Raw genomic sequence first — 18800 nt, 5'->3', positions numbered from 1 at the left:
TGCGCGCGTGGCGGCCACTTCAGTTTAGCAACTGCGGCGGGCAGCGTCGGCGCGGCGGGCGAGCGGGCATAATCGCGGGATTGGCCTGGTCGGGTGCGCAAGTTCTCTGCCCGGCACTGAGCCATTTACGGAGCGACAACCATGCGGCGTGCGACTGAAATCGACCTTCCACTGAACGAGCGCCCCGACGGCATGCCGCTGCAACGCTGGCTCTATGGCGAATTACGCGCGGCGATCCTGCAGGGACGGCTCGGTCCGGGCGCACGCCTGCCCGCGACGCGCGATCTCGCCGCGCGTCATGGCGTCTCGCGCGGCACGGTGCTGGGCGTGTTCGCGCAGCTCGCGGCGGAAGGTTATCTGTCGGGCGCGGTCGGACGCGGCAGCTTCGTCGCGAGCGAGTTGCCGGACGGGCGCTTCGAGGCGGCGCCCGCGTCCGCTGCGCTGCCGCACACGCGCAGGAAAGCGGGGACGCGCGCTGCTGCCGCTAACGCCAATGCAGCGAACCCAGGCATCGCGCTGTCCGCGCGCGGACGCTTGCTGGCGCGCAGTGCGTTTGCCATCGAAGGCCGTTCGTTTCCATCGCGCGCGTTCCGGCCGAGTCAGCCCGATCTCCAATCGTTTCCCTTCGCGCTGTGGGCGCGTGTCGCGGCGCGCCGTTCGCGGCTGTTGAACCGTTCGATGCTCGCCGACGGCGAGGCGCAAGGTTATCGTCCGTTGCGCGAGGTCATCGCGGAGCACGTGCGCGTGACGCGCGGCATCGCCTGCACAGCGGATCACATTGCCATCGTCGGCAGCGTGCAGCAGGTGATCGATCTCGCGGCGCGTCTGTGGCTCGATCCCGGCGACGCTGCGTGGATGGAAGATCCCGGCTATCACGGCGCGCGGCTCGTGCTCGAAGCGGCGGGCGCGCGCATCGCGGCCGTTCCCGTCGACATGTATGGCATCGACGTCGCCGAAGGCCGCCGGCTCGCGCCCCATGCGCGGCTCGCGTATGTGACGGCGGGGCGTCAGGCGCCACTGGGTCCGGCGCTTTCGCTGGAGCGGCGGCTCGCGCTGCTCGACTGGGCGCACGCGCAAGGCGCGCTCGTGATCGAGGACGACTACGACAGCGAGTATCGCTTCGAGGGACGGCCGCTCGCGGCGCTGAAAAGTCTCGACAAGGCAGACCACGTGATCTATTGCGGCACGTTCAGCAAGCTGCTGTTTCCGGCGCTGCGGATCGCGTATGCGGTGCTGCCCGAGCGACTCGTCGACCCGTTTGTCTCTGCGTGGTCGCTGACGGCCCGGCACGTGCCGCTCGATCAGCAGGCGACGCTGCACGCGTTCATCGCGGAAGGGCATGCGGGCCGTCACGTGCGGCGCATGCGCGAGCTGTATGGCGAGCGCGCCGAAGCGCTGCGTGAAGCGGCGCGACGGCACTGGACGGGACTGCTCGCGCTGCCGCCCATCGTCGCGGGGCTGGATGCGCCCGCGTTCCTGCCCGCAGGTGCCGACGATGCGCTTGCTGCGCGTCTTGCCGCCGAAGCGGGGATCGAGACGCGCCCGTTGTCGTCGTATGCGATCGAGCGTGCTGCGCCCGCGGGGCTGGTGCTGGGATTCGCCGGCGTCGGTGCGGACGAGATCGATGCGGGCGCGCGGACGTTGGCGCGCGTGTTGCAGAGGATGCTCTACAGGACGTGAACGATGTTCGCGGGCGGGTCAGGGCGACATTCAGGGCGGCAGCACGAGCGGCCCGCAGTTCGAATCGGTGACGAACACGGCGAGCAGTTTCGCTGGCCGCGCGGGGTCCGTGTTTTCGACGAAATCGTGCAGCGTGCCGGGCGGCTCGAACCACGTCTGACCGCTGCGATAGTCGACGGCGGGGCCGCTGTTCAATTGCGAGCGCAGCGTGCCCGAGATCACATACGCCGTGACCGCGCCCGGATGCCGATGCGCGCCCGTAAAACCGAGCGGCGGAAAATCGACGACGACGGTCGTCACAGATTTGCCGGGCACGTTTGCAAGCGGCTCGCACGAGAGCACGTGCGATGTCGTCACCGGGCGTTGCGCTGCTGCACCCGACGACGATGACGCGTCGCTGAACAACGGCGTGCTGCAGATCGCGTCGAGCCAATCGATGGCAGGGCGCGTCGGCAGCATTGCGAGCGGTGCGAGCGCGAGCACCGCGACGGTCGCGAAGGTGCGCGCATGCCGTGCATTGTGGCTCGCGAACAGAGGCGCCGTGTTCATCTCTCCATGCTCCTTTCGAGTGCCGCAGCATGCCGCCAGCCAGGCGACCAGCCTAGTTCGCGCTTCGCCTTGTCCGTCGATACGACGGGGTTGTCCTCGGCGATATTGAACGCGCCTGCTCGCGCATGCCTGAGTGCGAGCACGACGGCGTGCGCGGCCGCATCGACGTGAAGCGGGCTTGCGCCTTTTGCCTGATCCGAGCCCGTGCCGGGGCCATACAACTGTCCATAACGCAGCACCGTGCCGATCAGCGGCGCGGTGAGCACCTGCGTTTCGAGCGACGCGACACCGCGCACCGTGACCAACCGGTTGCCCTGCGCATCGGTGTCGAGCGGCCGGGTTTCGTCGTACGGTTGCGCGCCCTCGCGATAGGCCCACGCGATGCTTTGCGCGACGAAACGCTTGCTGCCCGCCGCAAGCGCCGCGGCGAGCAGATTGCGCGTGCCTTCGTCGCGAATCCGAGCATTGCCTGTGATGGCTTGCGCCATTTTCGCCGGATCGAGCGCGGGCGGGAGGTCGGTCAGCTGATGGATCACGGCGGCAGGCGAAATATGTAGCAGCGCGTTCTTGAGAGCCTGTGCGTCGAATACGTCGACGATGACGGGCGTCGCGCCCGCCCGTTCGATTTGTGCCGCGCGCTCGGCGCGCCGCGTGCTGCCGTAGACGGTGTAGCCCGCATCGACCAGCAGCGGGACGAGCGCGCTGCCGATCGCGCCCGTTGCGCCTGCCAGAAAGATTGAGGTGTTCATCGATGATCTCCGTAAATGCCGGGCATTTCAGCCCACACCCGAAGACTACGATCGAAAATGGCACGTAGAAAGATCCATTATCGACAGATTGATTGAGCCAATATCGAAACGGTCGCGCAAATAGAAACGGCGGATTCGAACCGTCACGCGTGCGCGCCGGACGAAACCGCCGTATAGATCGAAGCCCGGCGACGCATCGCACCGCCGAGGCACTTACGTTTTTAGAACTTGTGACGAATGCCCAGGTTGACCATCTCCTGATGGCTCGTGCCTGCATAGCCGTACGAGCCGATCGATGCCTGCGCGTCGGTGATCGTGTTGGTCGTTGCGTCGCGCGTCTGGCCGCTTGCGTGCTGGTAGGCGGCCGTCATGTACAGGTCGGTGCGCTTCGACAGCGTATAGTCCGCGCCGAGCGACACCTGATGGTACGTCGCCGACGTGTCGCCGTTCGAATGCGTATAGCTGTAGCCGACGCCGAGCAGGATCGAGGGCGCTGCCTGATAGTTCACGAAGCCCTGGCCCGTGTTGTAGCGTTCGTTCGAACCGAACACCGAGCTGTCGTCACGACGATACTGCGCGTTGCTGTAGCCGAGGCCGAAAGTGAACGGACCGGCCGTGTACTGGCCAGCGACGCGCGCGATGCCGATCGAGTGCGCCGTCTGATAGCCGAGGTTGACGGGGCCGTCGAACGTGCCGTCGGACGTGCTGTTCCACGTCGTGCGAATGCCTTCCGAGGCCGGGCTGTTGGTCGTGTAGTAGTAGCCTGCCGCGAGCCCGATGGGACCGTTGTTGTACGCGACGGCGCCCGAATACGACTGCTCGGAACCCGTGCTGCCCGCCACGCCGCCGAACGAATACATCGCTTCGAACTGCAGGCCCGCGAATACGGGCGACGTGTATTTGACCGCATTGTTCACACGGAAGCTGTTGTCGTAGTTGTCGACGTCGCCGGTTGTCGCGAATGCGCTGCCGAAGTAGTTGTCGGCCGTGATGCCTTGCACGAGATCGATCAGCGGATCGTATTGACGGCCGAGCGTCACGGAACCGTACTGATCTTGCGTCAGGCCGACGAATGCCTGACGGCCGAACAGCCGGCCGCCCTGATTCAATTTGCCATTGCTCGGATCAAAGCCGTTTTCGAGCTGGAAAATAGCCTTCAGTCCGCCGCCCAGATCTTCGCTGCCCTTGAGGCCCCAGCGCGTGCCTGACAGATTGCCTGCGCTTGTATTGCCGAGCGACCACAGGCTGTTGTTGCCCGAGGCGTTGTGAACGTAGGTGATCCCCGTGTCGATCGTGCCGTACAGCGTGACACTGTTTTGTGCATGTGCGGCACTGGTGGCCGTGGCCAGAGCGGCCAGTGACATCATCGAGAGGGCAGTGCGCTTCATTCTTCTCTTCTCCTGCGTGTGGTAATGCATGAATGAACGAGAGACTAAAGGTGCACGCAGGAAATGTAAAAAAGCCAAAATGCTGCATTAGTGAAATTCACAACACGCGATGTTGCGATTATTGCGGCTTCATACAAACAGTATTTCCATCGCGCTTATTCTGCTCGCTTAAGGCCGTCGATTGTCTTTGGTGCACGAACATTGAAGGGCTTTATCGCAATGATTCAACAGTATCGTCGTTCGATCGCGAATATTGCGGAAACAACGATAATGAATTGCATCTTGCAGGGTTTATCGTTTCGCGCAATGCTTTAGAATTTGTTCCGTTTCATCCTGTCTGCACGCAGCAGACGACACGCTTGAACGCGGCTCTTTCAGCCGCGTTTTTTTTCGTCTGCGCCTATATGAATGACCGCGTGTGAATGAAAGCGAAAGCGGCCAGACACTCAGCCCTGATCGCCGCCGCCCACGGGCAATACTGTGCCCGTGATGTACGAGGCTTCGTCCGAAGCGAGAAAGAGAATGGCGCTGACCTGTTCGTCGATCGTGCCGTAGCGATGCATCAGGCTCGTCGCTTTGGTCTGATCGACGATGCCCTGATACCAGAGCGCTTCCTGTTCGGTCTCCTGTTGTGCATTGCGCGGCACGCGCCGCGGCGGCGCTTCCGTGCCACCCGTTGCAACCGCATTCACGCGAATGCCGTCGGCGGCGTGTTCGAACGCGAGGCTCGCCGTCAATGCATTCACGCCGCCTTTCGACGCCGCATACGGCACGCGATAGATGCTGCGCGTCGCAATCGACGACACGTTGACGATCGCGCCCGCCTGACGTTCGATCATCGACGGCAGCACGGCGCGGCAGCACCAGAGCGTCGGAAAGAGCGAGCGGCGCACTTCGGCTTCGATCTGCGCTTCGTCGTATTCCTGATACGGTTTGGCCCAGATCGTGCCGCCCACGTTGTTGATCAGCACGTCGATGCGGCCGAATGCACCGAGCGCGGTTTCCGTCAGCTTGCACGCGCCCGCATAGGTTTCCAGATCGGCGATCACGGCGATGCAGCGCGCGCCCGGCGCGGAGATTTCAGCGGCGACTTCGTGCACGAAATCCGAACGGTCGCACAGCACGACGGTCGCGCCTTGACGTGCGGCCGCAATCGCGACACCGCGTCCAATCCCTTGCGCCGCGCCTGTGACGACGACTACTTTTCCTTCAAAACGTCGATTCATGATGGTCAGGCCGCGTTAGTGGCAGAGAACTTTTCGTAGTGAAAGCTGGCGGGCGTCACGCCGATATCGCCGAGCCAGCTGCGCACTGCATCGACCATCGCAACAGGGCCGCACAGATATACGTCGACATCGCCATCGTTCAGCCACGCGGGATCGACATGCGCCGTCACGTAGCCCTTGAGCGCATGTTCGCTCGCGGGATCGGCCACACAGGTGCGATATTCGAAGTCGGGCAGTTTGCCTTGCGCGGCATCGAGTTGCGGCAGCGCGACGAGATCGATGTCGTTCGTCACGCCGTACACCATGCGTACGGGCTGCTTTGCGCCTTCTTTTGCGCCGAGCACGTCGAGCATCGACAGGAACGGTGCGATGCCCGTGCCGCCTGCGAGAAAGAGCACAGGGCGCGCGGCGTCGCGCAGATAGAACGCACCGTATGGCCCGGAAAACGCCACACGTTGACCCGCTTGCGCGTGGTCGCTCAGATACGTGCTCATCTTGCCTTCGGGCACGTTGCGCACGACGAACGACACACGCGACTCGCCCGGCGCAGAGCTGAACGAATACGAGCGCGACAGTTCGCTGCCTGGGACTTCGACGTTCACGTACTGACCCGCAAGGAACGTGAGCTGATCGGGCGCGTCGACGTCGATCGAAAATTCGATTGTCGAGTCGGACAGCTTTTGCACATTGGCGAGCGTGCCTTCATGTCGCGCGACGCCCGTCTTGCATGCCGCCGACGAAGCAGGCACACGGATCACGCAATCCGAGCGCGGTCGCGTCTGGCAAGCGAGCACATAGCCTTGCGCGGCGTCTTCGGGCGTCAACGCGTCTTCGATATAGCTCTCTTCGGGCAAATCGTAGCTGCCCGATTCGCAGAAACCGCGACATGTACCGCATGCGCCGTCGCGGCAATCGAGCGGAATGTTGATCTTCTGACGGTACGCTGCGTCCGACAGCGTTTCGTTGTCACGGCACGTGATGAAGCGCGTGACGCCGTCTTCGAACTGAAGTGCGATGCGATGTTCCATGGACTGCTCCTGACTGCGGCTTGCGCGCTCAGATGTGATAGATGTCGATGACCTGATTGATGTAGTCGTTCTTCAACACGACATACTTGTTCAGGATGCGCGGCGACTCGCTGTTGAAATCGATCACGTAGCGCGACATGCCGAAGTAGCTGTAATTGGTCTTGTAGCGATGGCTGAGCGTGTGCCAGTTGAAGCGCACCGTGCAGACGCCATCGTCGTGGCTCTCAAGTTCTACGTTGCTGATGTTGTGGCACGTGCGCGTATCGGGAATCGTCGCGCTCGACCGCTCCGTCTTGATGCGGAAAATGCGGTCTTCGAGGCCCTGGCGGCTCGGGTAATAGATCAGCGAAATCTCGCGCTGAGGGTCCGTGATCAGCTTGTCCGTGTCGTCCCATGAGGGCATCCAGAAGACGGCGTCCGGGTGATACAGATCGAGCCATTCGTCCCATTGCTCGTCGTCGAGCAAGCGTGCTTCGCGGTAGAGATAGGCCTGAAGCTCCGCGAGCGTCGGCGTCGTCGCAATCGTGCTCATGCTGCGCTCCTTTCCTTCACGAGGGCATCGCGGATCGTTTCGACCCAGTAGCGGTGCTGGATCGTGTAAAGCCCTTCGTCTTCCGTTTTCACGCCGGAGAGCAGCGGCTTGAGACCGATCTTCTGCGCACCTTCGTCCGCACCTTCGATCCAGTGCGTCGAGCCGCGGCACATGTCGTTCCATTCGACCGAACGCGCCGCATAGCCTTGCTGGCACGCGCGGAATTCTTCGAGGTCGTCGGGCGTCGCCATGCCGCTCACGTTGAAGAAGTCTTCGTACTGGCGGATGCGGCGTGCGCGCGCTTCATCGGATTCGCCTTTGGGGGCGATGCAGTAGATCGTCACTTCCGTCTTGTTGACGGACAGCGGCTTGAGCACGCGAATCTGCGAGCCGAACTGATCCATCAGATACACGTTCGGATAGAGGCACAGATTGCGCGAGTTCTGGATCATCCAGTCAGCCGTTTCGCCACCGCAGCGTGCGGCGAATTCGTCGCGTCGATTGAAATTGGGGCGGTCTTCCGGGTTCGCCCAGCGCGACCACAGCAGCATGTGGCCGTGCTCGAACGCGTAGAAGCCGCCGCCCTGACGACCCCAGCCGCCTGCATCCATTGCGCGGATCTTGTCTTCGGCGGCGTTCTTTTCCTTGCGCTGATTCGTGGTCGCCGCGTAATTCCAGTGCACGGCCGACACGTGATAACCGTCCGCGCCGTTTTCCGCCGTCAGCTTCCAGTTGCCTTCATACGTGTACGTCGATGAACCGCGCAGTACTTCGAGGCCTTGTTCCGACTGGTCGACGATCATGTCGATGATGCGCGCGGCCTCGCCGAGATATTCGGTAAGCGGCTTCACATCGGGATTCAGGCTGCCGAACAGAAAGCCGCGATAGCTTTCGAAACGCGCCACTTTCTTCAGATCATGCGAGCCTTCGTGATTGAAGCACTCGGGATAACCCGCATCGGCAGGGTCTTTCACTTTCAGCAGCTTGCCGCTGTTATTGAAGGTCCAGCCGTGGAACGGGCAAGTGAAGGTCGCCTTGTTGCCGCTTTTGTGGCGGCACAGCATGGCGCCGCGATGCGTGCACGAATTGACGAGCGCGCTCAGTTCGCCCTGGCGATTCCGCGTGATGACGACGGGCTGACGGCCCATCGTCGTCGTGAAGTAATCGTTGTTCGAAGGAATCTGGCTTTCGTGCGCGAGATAGATCCAGTTGCCTTCGAAAATGTGCTGCATTTCCAGCTCGAACAGCGCTTCGTCGGTGAATGCACTGCGATGCAGGCGATAGTCGCCGCGTGCCGCGTCTTCCACCAGATAGTCGTCGATGTGCTTGAGCTTCGGACTGCGGTCCGGGTAGATGGGGATCATCGGATGTCTCCTTTCGATGTCTTCGCTCGCCCGTCGTCTGGTTGCTACCCGAAAGGTATAATTTTTGAGGGCGCTGCGTGTGAGTGAAGAGTAGTTGGCGCACATACGGTGCGTCCAACACTGATTTAGTATCAGTTCAATATCCAAGGGGTATCGTCATGGAGCTGCGCCATCTCCGCTATTTCGTCGCCGTCGCCGAAGAGCGCAACTTCACGCGCGCCGCGCAAAGGCTGCATATCGCGCAGCCGCCGCTTAGTCGCCAGATGCAACAACTCGAAGAACTGCTCGGCGTGCAACTGTTCGTGCGCAATTCGCGGCCTGTCGAATTGACGGACACGGGGCGCTTCTTTTATTCGCACGCAGTGCAATTGCTCGCGCAAACGGCCGAACTGGAGTCGATGACGCGACGCGTCGGCAAGATCGAGCGCAGTCTTTCGGTGGGATTCGTCGGTTCGACGCTGTATGGCATGCTGCCGAAAATCATCCGGCGCTTTCGCACCGAACATCACGCCGTCGAACTGACGTTGCTCGAAATGTCGACGATGGACCAGATCAAGGCGCTAAAAGAAGGCACGATCGACGTGGGCTTCGGGCGCATCCGTCACGAAGACCCGAGCATCAGACGTATCGTGCTGCGCGAGGAGCGGATGATCGTCGCGCTGCCGTTGGGGCATCCGTTAGCGGATCTGAAGCCGGTGTTGTCGCTGCACGATCTGATCAACGAAACGCTGATCATCTTTCCGAAGGCGCCGCGTCCGAGTTACGCGGATCAGGTGCTGGCCGCGTTCCGCGATCGCGGGCTCGAACCGTCGCATATCTACGAGACGCGTGAATTGCAGATTGCGCTGGGACTGGTGGCGGCGGGCGAGGGCATTTCCGTCGTGCCGAGCAGTGTGTATGGACTCAAGCGCGACGATGTCAGCTACAAGGAACTCGACGATTCGAACCTGGTGTCGCCCATCATCATGAGCATGCGCATGCTCGACGAATCGGAAGATCTCACGAAAATGCTCGAACTGATCTATCAGCTTTATGAAGAAGCGAACATGGAGTATCTGCCGCCGCATGCGGACGATGCTTGACGTGCACCGTCGTGCGGCGGCATTTGCAAACTACCCTGTCACAGGCGTGCGTTTCACTTCCGACAGATAGATCAGGATCAGCGAGACCCACACGATCCCGTAGAGAAACATGAAGCACGTCGAGCGGATCTTGAAGAAGTCGAGCAGGACGCCGAACAGGATCGGCAGCAGAAAACCGCCTAATCCGCCTGCCAGGCCGACGATGCCCGTTACGACGCCCATGTTGTTGGGGAAATCGTCGGCGACGTATTTGAATGTCGACGCCATGCCGAACGCGAACACCGCGCCGAGCAGGAACGTCAGCAGCACGAACACGATAAGCGTGATTTCGATGTGCAACGTACGCGTGCCGTCTATCGTGTGAATCACCAGATCCGTCGACGGATATGACAGCAGGAACAGGCAGATCCACGCGACCCACAATCCCCACCATGTGACGCTATGTGCGCCGAAGCGATCGGCGAGTCCGCCGCCCACCGCGCGCAGCACCGAGCCCGGCAACGAGAAACCCGCGGCGAACGCGGACGCCATCACGAGCGACATGCCGTATTCGGCCTTCAGATACTGCGGTATCCACAACGACAGTGCCGTAAAGCCGCCGAACGTGATCGAGTAGTACTGGCACAGACGCCACACATTCGGATTGCGCAGCACCTTGAACGAATCGAGCAACGAGCCTTGTGTCTTGCCTGCGCCCGGATCGCGTGCCGACGCGAACCAGAAGATCAGCGCGGTGACGAGCAATGCGACGGCATAGACGCGCGGCACGAAGCGCCATCCATACGCGGCCTGCAAGGACGGTGTGACGAACAGATTCACGGCCGCGCCCGCCGTGCCCGCGCCGAAGAAACCCATCGCGAAGCCGCGCCGTTCGGGCGGAAAGAAACGCGCCACGTAAGGCGTGCCGACTGCGAACGAAGCGCCAACACAACCCAGAAAGAGCCCGATCAGCAGAAACTGCCAGAAGGCCGTCGCATAGCTGACGATATACACAGGGATCGCGCAGACGACCAGCAGCACTGTCATCACGATGCGTCCGCCGAAGCGGTCGGTCCATGCGCCGAGCGGCAGACGCATCAGGGCACCCGTCAGCACGGGCGTCGACGTCAGCAGGCCGAATTGCGTGCTGTTGAGATGCAGGTCTTCTCGCAACTGCACGCCGAGCACGCCGAACATCATCCAGACGACGAAGCAGACCAGAAACGCCAGCGTGCTCGACAGCAATACGGACCACGCCTGCAAGCTGACGGCGGGAGTGCCGCCGATTTTGTTCGCACCGCTGTGTGTGCTCATAGGTGTTACCTCTCTTATTGAAGCAGCGGCCCATTGGCCTCGCCGAGTTGCGGGCCTTCGATCTGCGCGCGCGATGCGAGCACCGTCACGTATTGCTGAATCGCCTTGTGGCGCACGCGTTCGCCGAGAAAACGGGCGATATCGGCTTCGACGCTTTCGAACGCGAGGCGCTCGCCGTCGACTCGTCGCTCGATACGAACGATATGAAAGCCGAACCGCGTATTCACGAGCCTTGGCAGCACGCCCGTGTCCTGCGTATCGAACACGGCGCGCTCGAATTCAGGCACGCTGTCGCCGCGCAACAACTGGCCAAGACTGCCGCCGACGCCAGCAGAAGGGCAGTTCGATACTTCGTGCGCGGTGTTTTCGAAGGATTCGGGTGAAGTGAGAATGGCGTGCAACGTTGCTTCGGCCTTCTGCCGGATCAGCGCGAGAGGCGCATGCTCTGTGATGGCGAACAGAATATGGCTAGCGAAAACGATGTCGTTGCGACGGAAGCTCGCCGGGTGACTTGCGTAATAACGCTCGCAGTCCGCGCGCGTCGCTGTCGGCACGCTCAGTTCTTTTTCGAGCAATTGATCCAGCGATGCATCATCCAGCGAATCGCCTTCCGGAATCAGCTTCAATTCAACGGCACGCTGCCGCAGCAATTCACGGATCACCAAAGCACGGCGCGCGGCTTCGAGTGGATCCGGTGCATCCGTTTGATGTTCGAGTTCGGCGTCGATGGAAGCTGCATCGATGTCGATGCCGTTCACGCGCAGTGCAGACTGTTCGATCGTGCTCATCGTCATCTCCTCAGCGCTTGCGCACGAGCTGATACGGACGGATCAGATACGCAATCGATGCGAAGCCGCTCCAGATGTGCACCATCCGCGTAAATGGCGTGATCAGGAAGATCGTGAAGCCGAGCGCGATATGCACCTGATACGTGAGCGGCACGCCCACCAGCAGGCTCGCGATGTTCGGCTGGAACGTCACGACGCCTTTCACGTAGTCGGTAAGCTGCTCGAACATCGCGCCGTCCATATGACGCATCGACAGCAGGACAGTGCCGAGACCGAGCGCAAGCTGCACCCACAAAATCAGCACGATCACGATGTCGGAGATGCGGCTGTTGCGACGGATGCGCACATCGGAAAGCCGCCGATGTATCAGGATGCTCAGGCCGATGATCGCGACGACGCCCGCTGCGCCGCCCGCGACCATCGCGAGCAACTGGTGCATCGACGCCGACAGGAACGGCGAGACGAGCCAATGCGGCGCCAGGAAGCCGACGAAATGCCCGCCCACCACGACGAGAATGCCGAAGTGAAACAGATTGCTGCCGAGTCGCAGCGAGCCATGCCGCAGCATTTGCGACGAATCGCTCTTCCACGTGTATTGCTCGCGATCGAAACGCACGAGGCTGCCGAGCAGCAGCACGGCAAAACAGATGTACGGATAGATGCCGAACACGAACTGATGAAAATAGTCGCTCATGACCTGTTCTCCCGTTTGCCCGGATTGCGTGATGTGCGGCTGTCGTAGAAGTGAATGGGCGCTTGCGCAGGGATTTCCGCGCCGACGAAGCGCACGGGCTCGTCGGCCCAGGCGGCGTCGAGCGCGCGATAGTCGGCGGACGTCGGCGCCTGTTGCGCATCGTCGTCGTGTAGTGCGTCGGGCTTCTCGCCCTTGCCGACGCCCGCGAGCGACAGCAGCGCGCCCACCACGAAGCTGTACGGGCTGCCGCGCTTGGCAAGCTGCGCGGTGATCGATTGCAGGATCTCACCCGTTTCCGCGAGGAGCGAACGCGCTTCCGCAGCGGGAAGACGCGACAGATATTCGAGGAACACGGGCAGATAGTCAGGCAGTTCGCCCGCTGCGAGATGCAGTCCATGTGTCTCGTACATGCGCAGCAGATCGACCATCGCTTGCCCGCGATCGCGCGATTCGCCATGAACGTGCTCGAACAGATAGAGCGATGTCGAGCGGCCGCGATCGAACAGCGCGACGTAGTTCTCCTGCAGCGTGAAGAGATCGCGCTGTGCGCAATAGTCGATGAACTGATCGAGGCCTGCACGCGCGTCGCGGCTCAGGCCGCGTTCGGCACGCAGCAGTTCGCGTGCTTCGGGAAGCGCATCGAGCAGCGGCGCGTCCGGATAGCTCAGCAGTGCGCCCAGCACCGCATAGGCCGCGCCGGGCGAAATTGCATCACGTGAACCCATGTCAGAACTCCTGGCGAATCGGGATCTTGCGGTTGCTCTTTTTCGTCGTGAAGAGGCTCGCTTCGGAGCGGCCATCCGAGCAGCCGTTGCCGAACGAGAAGCCACACGACGAGCGCAGATCGAAGGCGTCTTCCGCATACTCGCGATGCGAGGTCGGAATCACGAAGCGATCTTCGAAGTTCGCGATAGCCAGATAGCGATACATGTCCTCGACTTGCGCGACGCTCAGCCCCGCCTGCTTGAGCACGCCGGGCGCTTCCACCTGATCGACGTGACGCGCACGCATGAATGCGCGCATCGCGAGCAGCCGTTCGAGCGCGAGCTTGACGGGCGCTTCCTTGCCCGCCGTCAGCAGGTTCGCGAGATAGCGCAGCGGAATGCGCAGCGAGTCGATGTCGGGCAAATAGCCGTTCATGCCGAGTTCGCCGCTGTTGGCGGCCGCGTTGATCGGCGAAAGGGGCGGCACGTACCAGACCATCGGCAGCGTGCGGTATTCCGGATGCAGCGGAAACGCGATCTTCCAGTCGATCGCCATCTTGTAGACGGGCGAACGCCGCGCGCCTTCGAGCCATGCAGCCGGCACGCCATCGCGTTCGGCTTGCGCGATCACTTCCGGATCGTTCGGATCGAGAAACACAGAGAGTTGCGCTTCGTACAGATCGGCTTCGTTCTCGACGCTCGCTGCTTCGCTGATGCGGTCCGCGTCGTACAGCATCACGCCGAGATAACGGATGCGACCCACGCAGGTTTCCGAACAGACAGTAGGTTGCCCCGCCTCGATACGCGGATAGCAGAAGATGCATTTCTCCGCCTTGCCGCTGTGCCAGTTGAAATAGATCTTCTTGTACGGGCAACCCGACACGCACATGCGCCAGCCACGGCACTTGTCCTGATCGATCAGCACGATGCCGTCTTCCTCGCGCTTGTAGATCGAGCCTGACGGACACGACGCGACGCACGCGGGGTTCAGGCAGTGTTCGCACAGCCGCGGCAGATACATCATGAAGGTGTTCTCGAACTGCCCATAGATGTCCTTCTGCACGTTCTCGAAGTTGTAGTCCTTCGAGCGCTTTTCGAATTCGCCGCCGAGTATCTCTTCCCAGTTCGGACCCCACTCGATCTTTTCGAGCCGTTCGCCGCTGATCAGCGAGCGTGGCCGTGCAACCGGCATTGCCTTCGTGTCACCCGCATCCTGCAGATGCGCGTAGTCGAACGTGAAGGGCTCGTAGTAGTCGTCGATCTCGGGCAGATGCGGATTCGCGAAGATCTGCGCGAGCAATCGCCACTTGCTGCCGAGACGCGGTTCGATCTTGCCGTCGGCCTTGCGTTTCCATCCGCCATGCCAGCGGTCCTGATTCTCCCAGTCCTTCGGATAGCCGATACCCGGCTTCGTCTCGACGTTGTTGAACCACGCGTACTCCATGCCTTCGCGGCTCGTCCACACGTTCTTGCACGTCACCGAGCACGTATGACAGCCGATGCATTTGTCGAGGTTAAGCACCATCGCAATCTGCGCGCGAACCTTCATGAGGTTTCTCCTTGACGCTGCTTGTGTTCGGTGGCGGGATTGACGGGATCGGCGGGGGCGTCGTCGAGCCAGTCGACATGCTTCATCTTGCGCACGATCAGGAATTCGTCGCGATTCGAGCCGACCGTGCCGTAGTAGTTGAAGCCATACGAGAGTTGCGCATAGCCGCCGATCATGTGCGTCGGTTTCAGCGCGACGCGCGTGACTGAGTTGTGAATGCCGCCGCGCGTGCCCGTGATTTCAGAGCCCGGCGTGTTCACGATCTTTTCCTGCGCGTGATACATCATCACCATGCCGTGCGGAATGCGCTGACTGACGACGGCGCGTGCGCACAGCGCGCCGTTCGCGTTGTAACACTCGATCCAGTCGTTGTCCGTCACGCCGATGCTCTGCGCGTCGTGTTCCGACAGCCACACGATCGGCCCGCCGCGCGACAGCGTGAGCATCAGCAGATTGTCGGTGTACGTGCTGTGAATGCCCCATTTCTGATGCGGCGTGATGAAGTTCAGCACGATCTCGGGGTTGCCGTTCGAGCGCGCGCCGAGCATCTTCTCGTAGTTGCCCGTTTCGATGGGCGGCTTGTACACGCACAGCGATTCGCCGAACGCGCGCATCCACACGTGGTCCTGATAGAGCTGCTGTCGACCGCTGAGCGTGCGCCAGGGAATCAGTTCGTGCACGTTGGTGTAGCCCGCGTTGTACGACACGTGTTCGGACTCGATGCCGCTCCACGTCGGCGATGAAATGATCTTGCGCGGCTGTGCCTGGATATCGCGAAAGCGGATCTTTTCATCGGCGCGTGCGTCGGCGAGATGCGCGTGTTCGATGCCCGTCAGCGACGACACCGCTTGCCATGCTTTCACCGCGACTGCACCGTTGGTTTCCGGCGCGAGCGACAGGATCACTTCGGCGGCATCGAGCGCGGTGTCGATGCGCGGGCGGCCTTCCGTGCCATTGGGCTTCGAATGATCGTGGCCATTCGCCACGCGATAGTTGAGATCGCCGAGCAGCGCGACTTCTTCTTTCGTATCCCACGCAATGCCTTTGCCGCCGTTGCCGAGCTTGTCCATCAACGGGCCCAGCGACGTGAAGCGGTCATACGTCGCCGGGTAATCGCGTTCGACGACGATCACGGAAGGCATCGTCTTGCCCGGAACAGGCTCGCATTCGCCCTGTTTCCAGTCGCGTACGTCGAACGGCTGCGCGAGTTCGGCGGGGCTGTCGTGCGCGATCGGCGCGAGCACGACGTCGCGTTCTACGCCCAGATGTCCGACGCTCAGTTCGGAAAAACGCTTCGCAATGCCCTTGAAGATTTCCCAGTCGCTCTTCGACTGCCACGCGGGATCGACGGCTGCCGACAGCGGATGAATGAACGGATGCATGTCCGACGTGTTCATGTCGTCCTTCTCGTACCATGTCGCCGTGGGCAGCACGACATCGGAGTACATGCAGGTAGTCGACATCCGGAAATCGAGCGTGACGAGCAGATCCAGCTTGCCGCGCGGCGCTTCGTCGTGCCACGTGATCTCCTCGGGACGCGGATGCCCCGACTTGACCACTTCTTCGCCTTGCACGCCGTTGGTCGTGCCGAGCAGATGCCTGAGAAAGTACTCGTGGCCTTTGCCCGACGAGCCGAGCAGATTGGAGCGCCACACGAACAGATTGCGCGGGAAGTTCGTCGGGCTGTCGGGGTCTTCGCAAGCCATGCGCAGCGTGCCTGCTTTCAGATCGCGTGCGATCGTTGCGCCCGCTTGCGAGGGATCGTTCAGCGCGCGGCCGATATCGAGCGGATTGGCGTGGAGTTGTGGCGCGGACGGCAGCCAGCCCATGCGTTCGGCGCGCACGTTGTAGTCGATGGGCGCGCCGTGGAATTGTGCCTTGTCTGCGAGCGGAGACAGCAGGGCGGTCGGATCCATCGGGTCGTAACGCCATTGGTCCGTATGCGCGTAGAAGAACGATGTCGAATTCATCTGGCGCGGCGGCCGGTTCCAGTCGAGTGCGAACGCAAGCGCGGTCCAGCCTGTCTGCGGGCGCAGTTTTTCCTGTCCCACGTAATGCGACCATCCGCCGCCCGACTTGCCGATGCAGCCGCACATGATCAGCATGTTGATGATCGCGCGGTACGACATGTCCATATGGAACCAGTGGTTGATGCCCGCGCCGATGATCACCATCGACTTGCCCTGCGTCTTGTGCGCGTTCTCCGCGAATTGCCGCGCGACGTTGATCACATCGGCGCGCTTGACGCCCGTGATCGCTTCCTGCCATGCAGGCGTGTAGGGCAGATCGTCGTCGTAGCTCGCGGCGATATGCTCGCCGCCAAGGCCCTGATCGAGCCCATAGTTCGCGACGTACAGGTCATAGACGGTGGCGACCAGCATGTCGCCGTTGCGTGTCGCGATCCGCCTCACGCCGATCTTGCGCGACAGTTCGGAAGCATGCGACGTGTGATTGAAATGCGGATGCTGGATGTTGCCGAAGTAGGGGAACAGCACATCGACGACGTCGTCGTGCGCATCGACGAGAGAAAGGCGAGGCTCGATGGGATCGCCCGAAGCCGCTTGCTGCTTCAGGTTCCATTTGCCCTTGTCCTCGCCTTCCTTTTGTCCCCAGCGGAAGCCCGCCGAACCCACGGGCACGGCGGCTGCGTTGCTGGCCGTGTCGATCACGACCGTCTTCCAGTCGGGGTTGTTGGCCTGGCCGAGCGCGTCGTCGAAATCCGATGCACGCACAAGACGCTCGGGCACGTAGCGGTCGCCGCGCGCAACAAGGCGCACGAGACAGGGCATGTCGGTGAAACGGCGGCAATAGTCGATGAAGTAATCGCTCTTGCCCGCGAGGTGAAACTCCTTGAGGATCACATGACCCATTGCCAGCGCGAGCGCTGCATCGGTGCCTTGCTTCGGATGCAACCAGATGTCGCCGAACTTCGCGCCTTCCGCATAGTCGGGAAAGATCGAGACGATCTTCGTGCCCTTGTAGCGCACCTCGGTCATGAAATGCGCGTCGGGCGTGCGGGTCTGCGGCACATTGGAGCCCCACATCATGATGAACGTGGAGTTGTACCAGTCGGCGGATTCGGGCACGTCGGTCTGCTCGCCCCACGTTTGCGGCGACGCGGGCGGAAGATCGCAGTACCAGTCATAGAAGCTCAGACACACGCCGCCGATCAGCGACAGATAACGCGAGCCCGCTGCATACGACACCATCGACATCGCGGGAATCGGCGAGAAACCTACTACGCGATCCGGACCATGACGCTTGACGGTATGAACGTTCGCAGCGGCGACGATCTCGTTGACCTCGTCCCATGTCGAGCGGATAAAGCCGCCGAGTCCACGCCGGCTCTGATAGCTGCGGCGTGCGTCGTCGTCTTCCACGATCGACTGCCAGGCCTGCACGGGTTCCATCGAGCGACGCCTGTCGCGCCACAGTTTGATGAGCGCGCTGCGCACGAGCGGGTACTTGAGGCGATTCGCGCTATACAAGTACCACGAATACGATGCGCCGCGCGAACAGCCGCGCGGCTCGTGATTGGGCATGTCGGGACGCGTGCGCGGATAGTCGGTCTGCTGCGTCTCCCACGTGACGATGCCGCCCTTGACGTAGATCTTCCACGAGCATGAGCCCGTGCAATTCACACCATGTGTCGAACGCACGATCTTGTCGTGCTGCCATCGTTGCCGGTATGCGTCTTCCCACTTTCTATCTTCGTCTGTGACGGCTCCGTGTCCATCGGAGAACTGCGGCCGGGCCGTTGTGAAATAGCGCAACCTGTCCAGAAAGTGGCTCATGGAAATCCTGTAATCGGGGGACGGTTTAAAGCATTAAAGTAGGTGCACCTGAAGAAGTAAAGTTGACATATCTTTGCGTTTCTTCGATTGATCCTGGTCAATCGTTGCCAAAGACGTGTTCGTTCCTTTGCGCGATTCGCAGCGCAAGGCAGAGAAAAGAAGACTATGTGGGATGAGTACTTCGGCAACCAATATCACATGTTGTGATATATCGGTGAAATGTTTGTGTCGCGTGTGCCGGGTGTACGGCGCGATGAACGTCTGGATAGTCGAAATAGAAAAGCGCTGCTCCCGGGTCGCGAATGCGTTGAAGTGTGCATTCCAGGAACAGCGCTTCAGTAACACCAACAATCAACAACAACAGCTTGAACAATCGATAA

General features: G+C 61.5%; 16 protein-coding genes. 3 read left to right on the top strand and 13 right to left on the bottom strand.

Annotation, left to right across the window (positions count from 1 at the left end):
* Positions 1 to 141: 141 nt before the first annotated feature.
* A complete protein-coding gene (pdxR, locus tag QEN71_RS10500) occupies positions 142 to 1680 on the top strand; it encodes a MocR-like pyridoxine biosynthesis transcription factor PdxR (protein WP_201649106.1) in 1539 nt (512 codons plus the stop codon).
* A 30-nt stretch (positions 1681 to 1710) separates the two neighbouring features.
* Here pdxR and QEN71_RS10495 read toward each other — a convergent pair whose 3' ends face one another.
* The 3 genes from QEN71_RS10495 to QEN71_RS10485 all read right to left on the bottom strand — a co-directional run bounded on the left by QEN71_RS10495 (position 1711) and on the right by QEN71_RS10485 (position 4366).
* Complete coding sequence (locus QEN71_RS10495; protein ID WP_201649107.1) at positions 1711 to 2229, bottom strand: cupin domain-containing protein; 519 nt, start codon at positions 2227 to 2229, stop codon at positions 1711 to 1713.
* The gene (locus tag QEN71_RS10490; RefSeq protein ID WP_201649108.1) at positions 2226 to 2978 is read right to left on the bottom strand and encodes an NAD-dependent epimerase/dehydratase family protein; all 753 of its coding nucleotides are present in this window, start codon (positions 2976 to 2978) and stop codon (positions 2226 to 2228) included. The genes QEN71_RS10495 and QEN71_RS10490 overlap by 4 nt, the downstream gene beginning before the upstream one ends.
* Positions 2979 to 3199: 221 nt before the next feature.
* Positions 3200 to 4366, bottom strand: a complete 1167-nt coding sequence (locus QEN71_RS10485) for a porin (RefSeq protein WP_201649109.1) — start codon at positions 4364 to 4366, stop codon at positions 3200 to 3202.
* Positions 4367 to 4398: 32 nt separating this feature from the next.
* On the opposite strand from QEN71_RS10485, the gene QEN71_RS10480 reads away from it, so the two are divergent.
* Positions 4399 to 4788: a hypothetical protein gene (locus QEN71_RS10480; RefSeq protein ID WP_201649110.1), complete on the top strand. Its 390-nt coding sequence runs from the start codon at positions 4399 to 4401 to the stop codon at positions 4786 to 4788.
* A 24-nt stretch (positions 4789 to 4812) separates the two neighbouring features.
* On the opposite strand, the gene QEN71_RS10475 is transcribed toward QEN71_RS10480, so the two are convergent.
* Genes QEN71_RS10475 through benA form a run of 4 tightly spaced genes read right to left on the bottom strand, consistent with a single transcriptional unit; the run spans position 4813 to position 8516 of the window.
* A complete protein-coding gene (locus QEN71_RS10475) occupies positions 4813 to 5592 on the bottom strand; it encodes a 1,6-dihydroxycyclohexa-2,4-diene-1-carboxylate dehydrogenase (protein ID WP_201649111.1) in 780 nt (259 codons plus the stop codon).
* A gap of 5 nt (positions 5593 to 5597) precedes the next feature.
* On the bottom strand, positions 5598 to 6620 hold the full coding sequence (gene benC, locus QEN71_RS10470) for a benzoate 1,2-dioxygenase electron transfer component BenC (RefSeq protein ID WP_201649112.1): 1023 nt from the start codon (positions 6618 to 6620) through the stop codon (positions 5598 to 5600).
* Between the two features lie 28 nt (positions 6621 to 6648).
* Positions 6649 to 7152, bottom strand: coding sequence for a benzoate 1,2-dioxygenase small subunit (gene benB, locus QEN71_RS10465; protein ID WP_201649113.1), 504 nt, complete (start codon positions 7150 to 7152; stop codon positions 6649 to 6651).
* Positions 7149 to 8516: a benzoate 1,2-dioxygenase large subunit gene (gene benA / locus QEN71_RS10460; protein WP_201649114.1), complete on the bottom strand. Its 1368-nt coding sequence runs from the start codon at positions 8514 to 8516 to the stop codon at positions 7149 to 7151. The genes benB and benA overlap by 4 nt, the downstream gene beginning before the upstream one ends.
* Before the next feature lie 158 nt (positions 8517 to 8674).
* Between benA and QEN71_RS10455 the strand changes: the two genes are divergently transcribed.
* A complete protein-coding gene (locus QEN71_RS10455) occupies positions 8675 to 9598 on the top strand; it encodes a LysR family transcriptional regulator (protein ID WP_201649115.1) in 924 nt (307 codons plus the stop codon).
* 30 nt (positions 9599 to 9628) lie between these two features.
* On the opposite strand, the gene QEN71_RS10450 is transcribed toward QEN71_RS10455, so the two are convergent.
* The 6 genes from QEN71_RS10450 to QEN71_RS10425 are packed head-to-tail and all read right to left on the bottom strand — an operon-like array spanning position 9629 to position 18420.
* Positions 9629 to 10891: an MFS transporter gene (locus QEN71_RS10450; RefSeq protein WP_201649116.1), complete on the bottom strand. Its 1263-nt coding sequence runs from the start codon at positions 10889 to 10891 to the stop codon at positions 9629 to 9631.
* Positions 10892 to 10905: 14 nt separating this feature from the next.
* Positions 10906 to 11685 carry a peptidylprolyl isomerase gene (locus QEN71_RS10445; RefSeq protein WP_201649117.1) on the bottom strand — a complete coding sequence of 260 codons (780 nt, stop codon included), beginning with the start codon at positions 11683 to 11685 and terminating at the stop codon, positions 10906 to 10908.
* A gap of 4 nt (positions 11686 to 11689) precedes the next feature.
* Positions 11690 to 12373, bottom strand: a complete 684-nt coding sequence (gene narI, locus QEN71_RS10440; RefSeq protein WP_201649118.1) for a respiratory nitrate reductase subunit gamma — start codon at positions 12371 to 12373, stop codon at positions 11690 to 11692.
* The gene (narJ, locus tag QEN71_RS10435) at positions 12370 to 13098 is read right to left on the bottom strand and encodes a nitrate reductase molybdenum cofactor assembly chaperone (RefSeq protein ID WP_201649119.1); all 729 of its coding nucleotides are present in this window, start codon (positions 13096 to 13098) and stop codon (positions 12370 to 12372) included. The genes narI and narJ overlap by 4 nt, the downstream gene beginning before the upstream one ends.
* A gap of 1 nt (position 13099) precedes the next feature.
* Positions 13100 to 14626, bottom strand: a complete 1527-nt coding sequence (gene narH / locus QEN71_RS10430; protein WP_201649120.1) for a nitrate reductase subunit beta — start codon at positions 14624 to 14626, stop codon at positions 13100 to 13102.
* Entirely contained in the window at positions 14623 to 18420 is a 3798-nt protein-coding gene (locus tag QEN71_RS10425; protein ID WP_201649121.1) for a nitrate reductase subunit alpha, read from the bottom strand. Before QEN71_RS10425 ends, narH begins: the two co-directional genes overlap by 4 nt.
* Positions 18421 to 18800 lie beyond the last annotated feature (380 nt).

It is taken from the genome of Paraburkholderia sabiae (genome assembly GCF_030412785.1).
In the GTDB taxonomy this organism is placed as follows: Bacteria; Pseudomonadota; Gammaproteobacteria; order Burkholderiales; family Burkholderiaceae; genus Paraburkholderia; species Paraburkholderia sabiae.
This window is presented reverse-complemented; position numbering and strand designations above follow the sequence as displayed.

What these genes read in the sequence shown, in the direction of transcription:
- pdxR (WP_201649106.1), top strand. Translation starts at nt 142, where the DNA reads ATGCGGCGTGCGACTGAAATCGACCTTCCACTGAACGAGCGCCCCGAC.
- QEN71_RS10495 (WP_201649107.1), bottom strand. Translation starts at nt 2,229, where the DNA reads ATGAACACGGCGCCTCTGTTCGCGAGCCACAATGCACGGCATGCGCGC.
- QEN71_RS10490 (WP_201649108.1), bottom strand. Translation starts at nt 2,978, where the DNA reads ATGAACACCTCAATCTTTCTGGCAGGCGCAACGGGCGCGATCGGCAGC.
- QEN71_RS10485 (WP_201649109.1), bottom strand. Translation starts at nt 4,366, where the DNA reads ATGAAGCGCACTGCCCTCTCGATGATGTCACTGGCCGCTCTGGCCACG.
- QEN71_RS10480 (WP_201649110.1), top strand. Translation starts at nt 4,399, where the DNA reads ATGAACGAGAGACTAAAGGTGCACGCAGGAAATGTAAAAAAGCCAAAA.
- QEN71_RS10475 (WP_201649111.1), bottom strand. Translation starts at nt 5,592, where the DNA reads ATGAATCGACGTTTTGAAGGAAAAGTAGTCGTCGTCACAGGCGCGGCG.
- benC (WP_201649112.1), bottom strand. Translation starts at nt 6,620, where the DNA reads ATGGAACATCGCATCGCACTTCAGTTCGAAGACGGCGTCACGCGCTTC.
- benB (WP_201649113.1), bottom strand. Translation starts at nt 7,152, where the DNA reads ATGAGCACGATTGCGACGACGCCGACGCTCGCGGAGCTTCAGGCCTAT.
- benA (WP_201649114.1), bottom strand. Translation starts at nt 8,516, where the DNA reads ATGATCCCCATCTACCCGGACCGCAGTCCGAAGCTCAAGCACATCGAC.
- QEN71_RS10455 (WP_201649115.1), top strand. Translation starts at nt 8,675, where the DNA reads ATGGAGCTGCGCCATCTCCGCTATTTCGTCGCCGTCGCCGAAGAGCGC.
- QEN71_RS10450 (WP_201649116.1), bottom strand. Translation starts at nt 10,891, where the DNA reads ATGAGCACACACAGCGGTGCGAACAAAATCGGCGGCACTCCCGCCGTC.
- QEN71_RS10445 (WP_201649117.1), bottom strand. Translation starts at nt 11,685, where the DNA reads ATGACGATGAGCACGATCGAACAGTCTGCACTGCGCGTGAACGGCATC.
- narI (WP_201649118.1), bottom strand. Translation starts at nt 12,373, where the DNA reads ATGAGCGACTATTTTCATCAGTTCGTGTTCGGCATCTATCCGTACATC.
- narJ (WP_201649119.1), bottom strand. Translation starts at nt 13,098, where the DNA reads ATGGGTTCACGTGATGCAATTTCGCCCGGCGCGGCCTATGCGGTGCTG.
- narH (WP_201649120.1), bottom strand. Translation starts at nt 14,626, where the DNA reads ATGAAGGTTCGCGCGCAGATTGCGATGGTGCTTAACCTCGACAAATGC.
- QEN71_RS10425 (WP_201649121.1), bottom strand. Translation starts at nt 18,420, where the DNA reads ATGAGCCACTTTCTGGACAGGTTGCGCTATTTCACAACGGCCCGGCCG.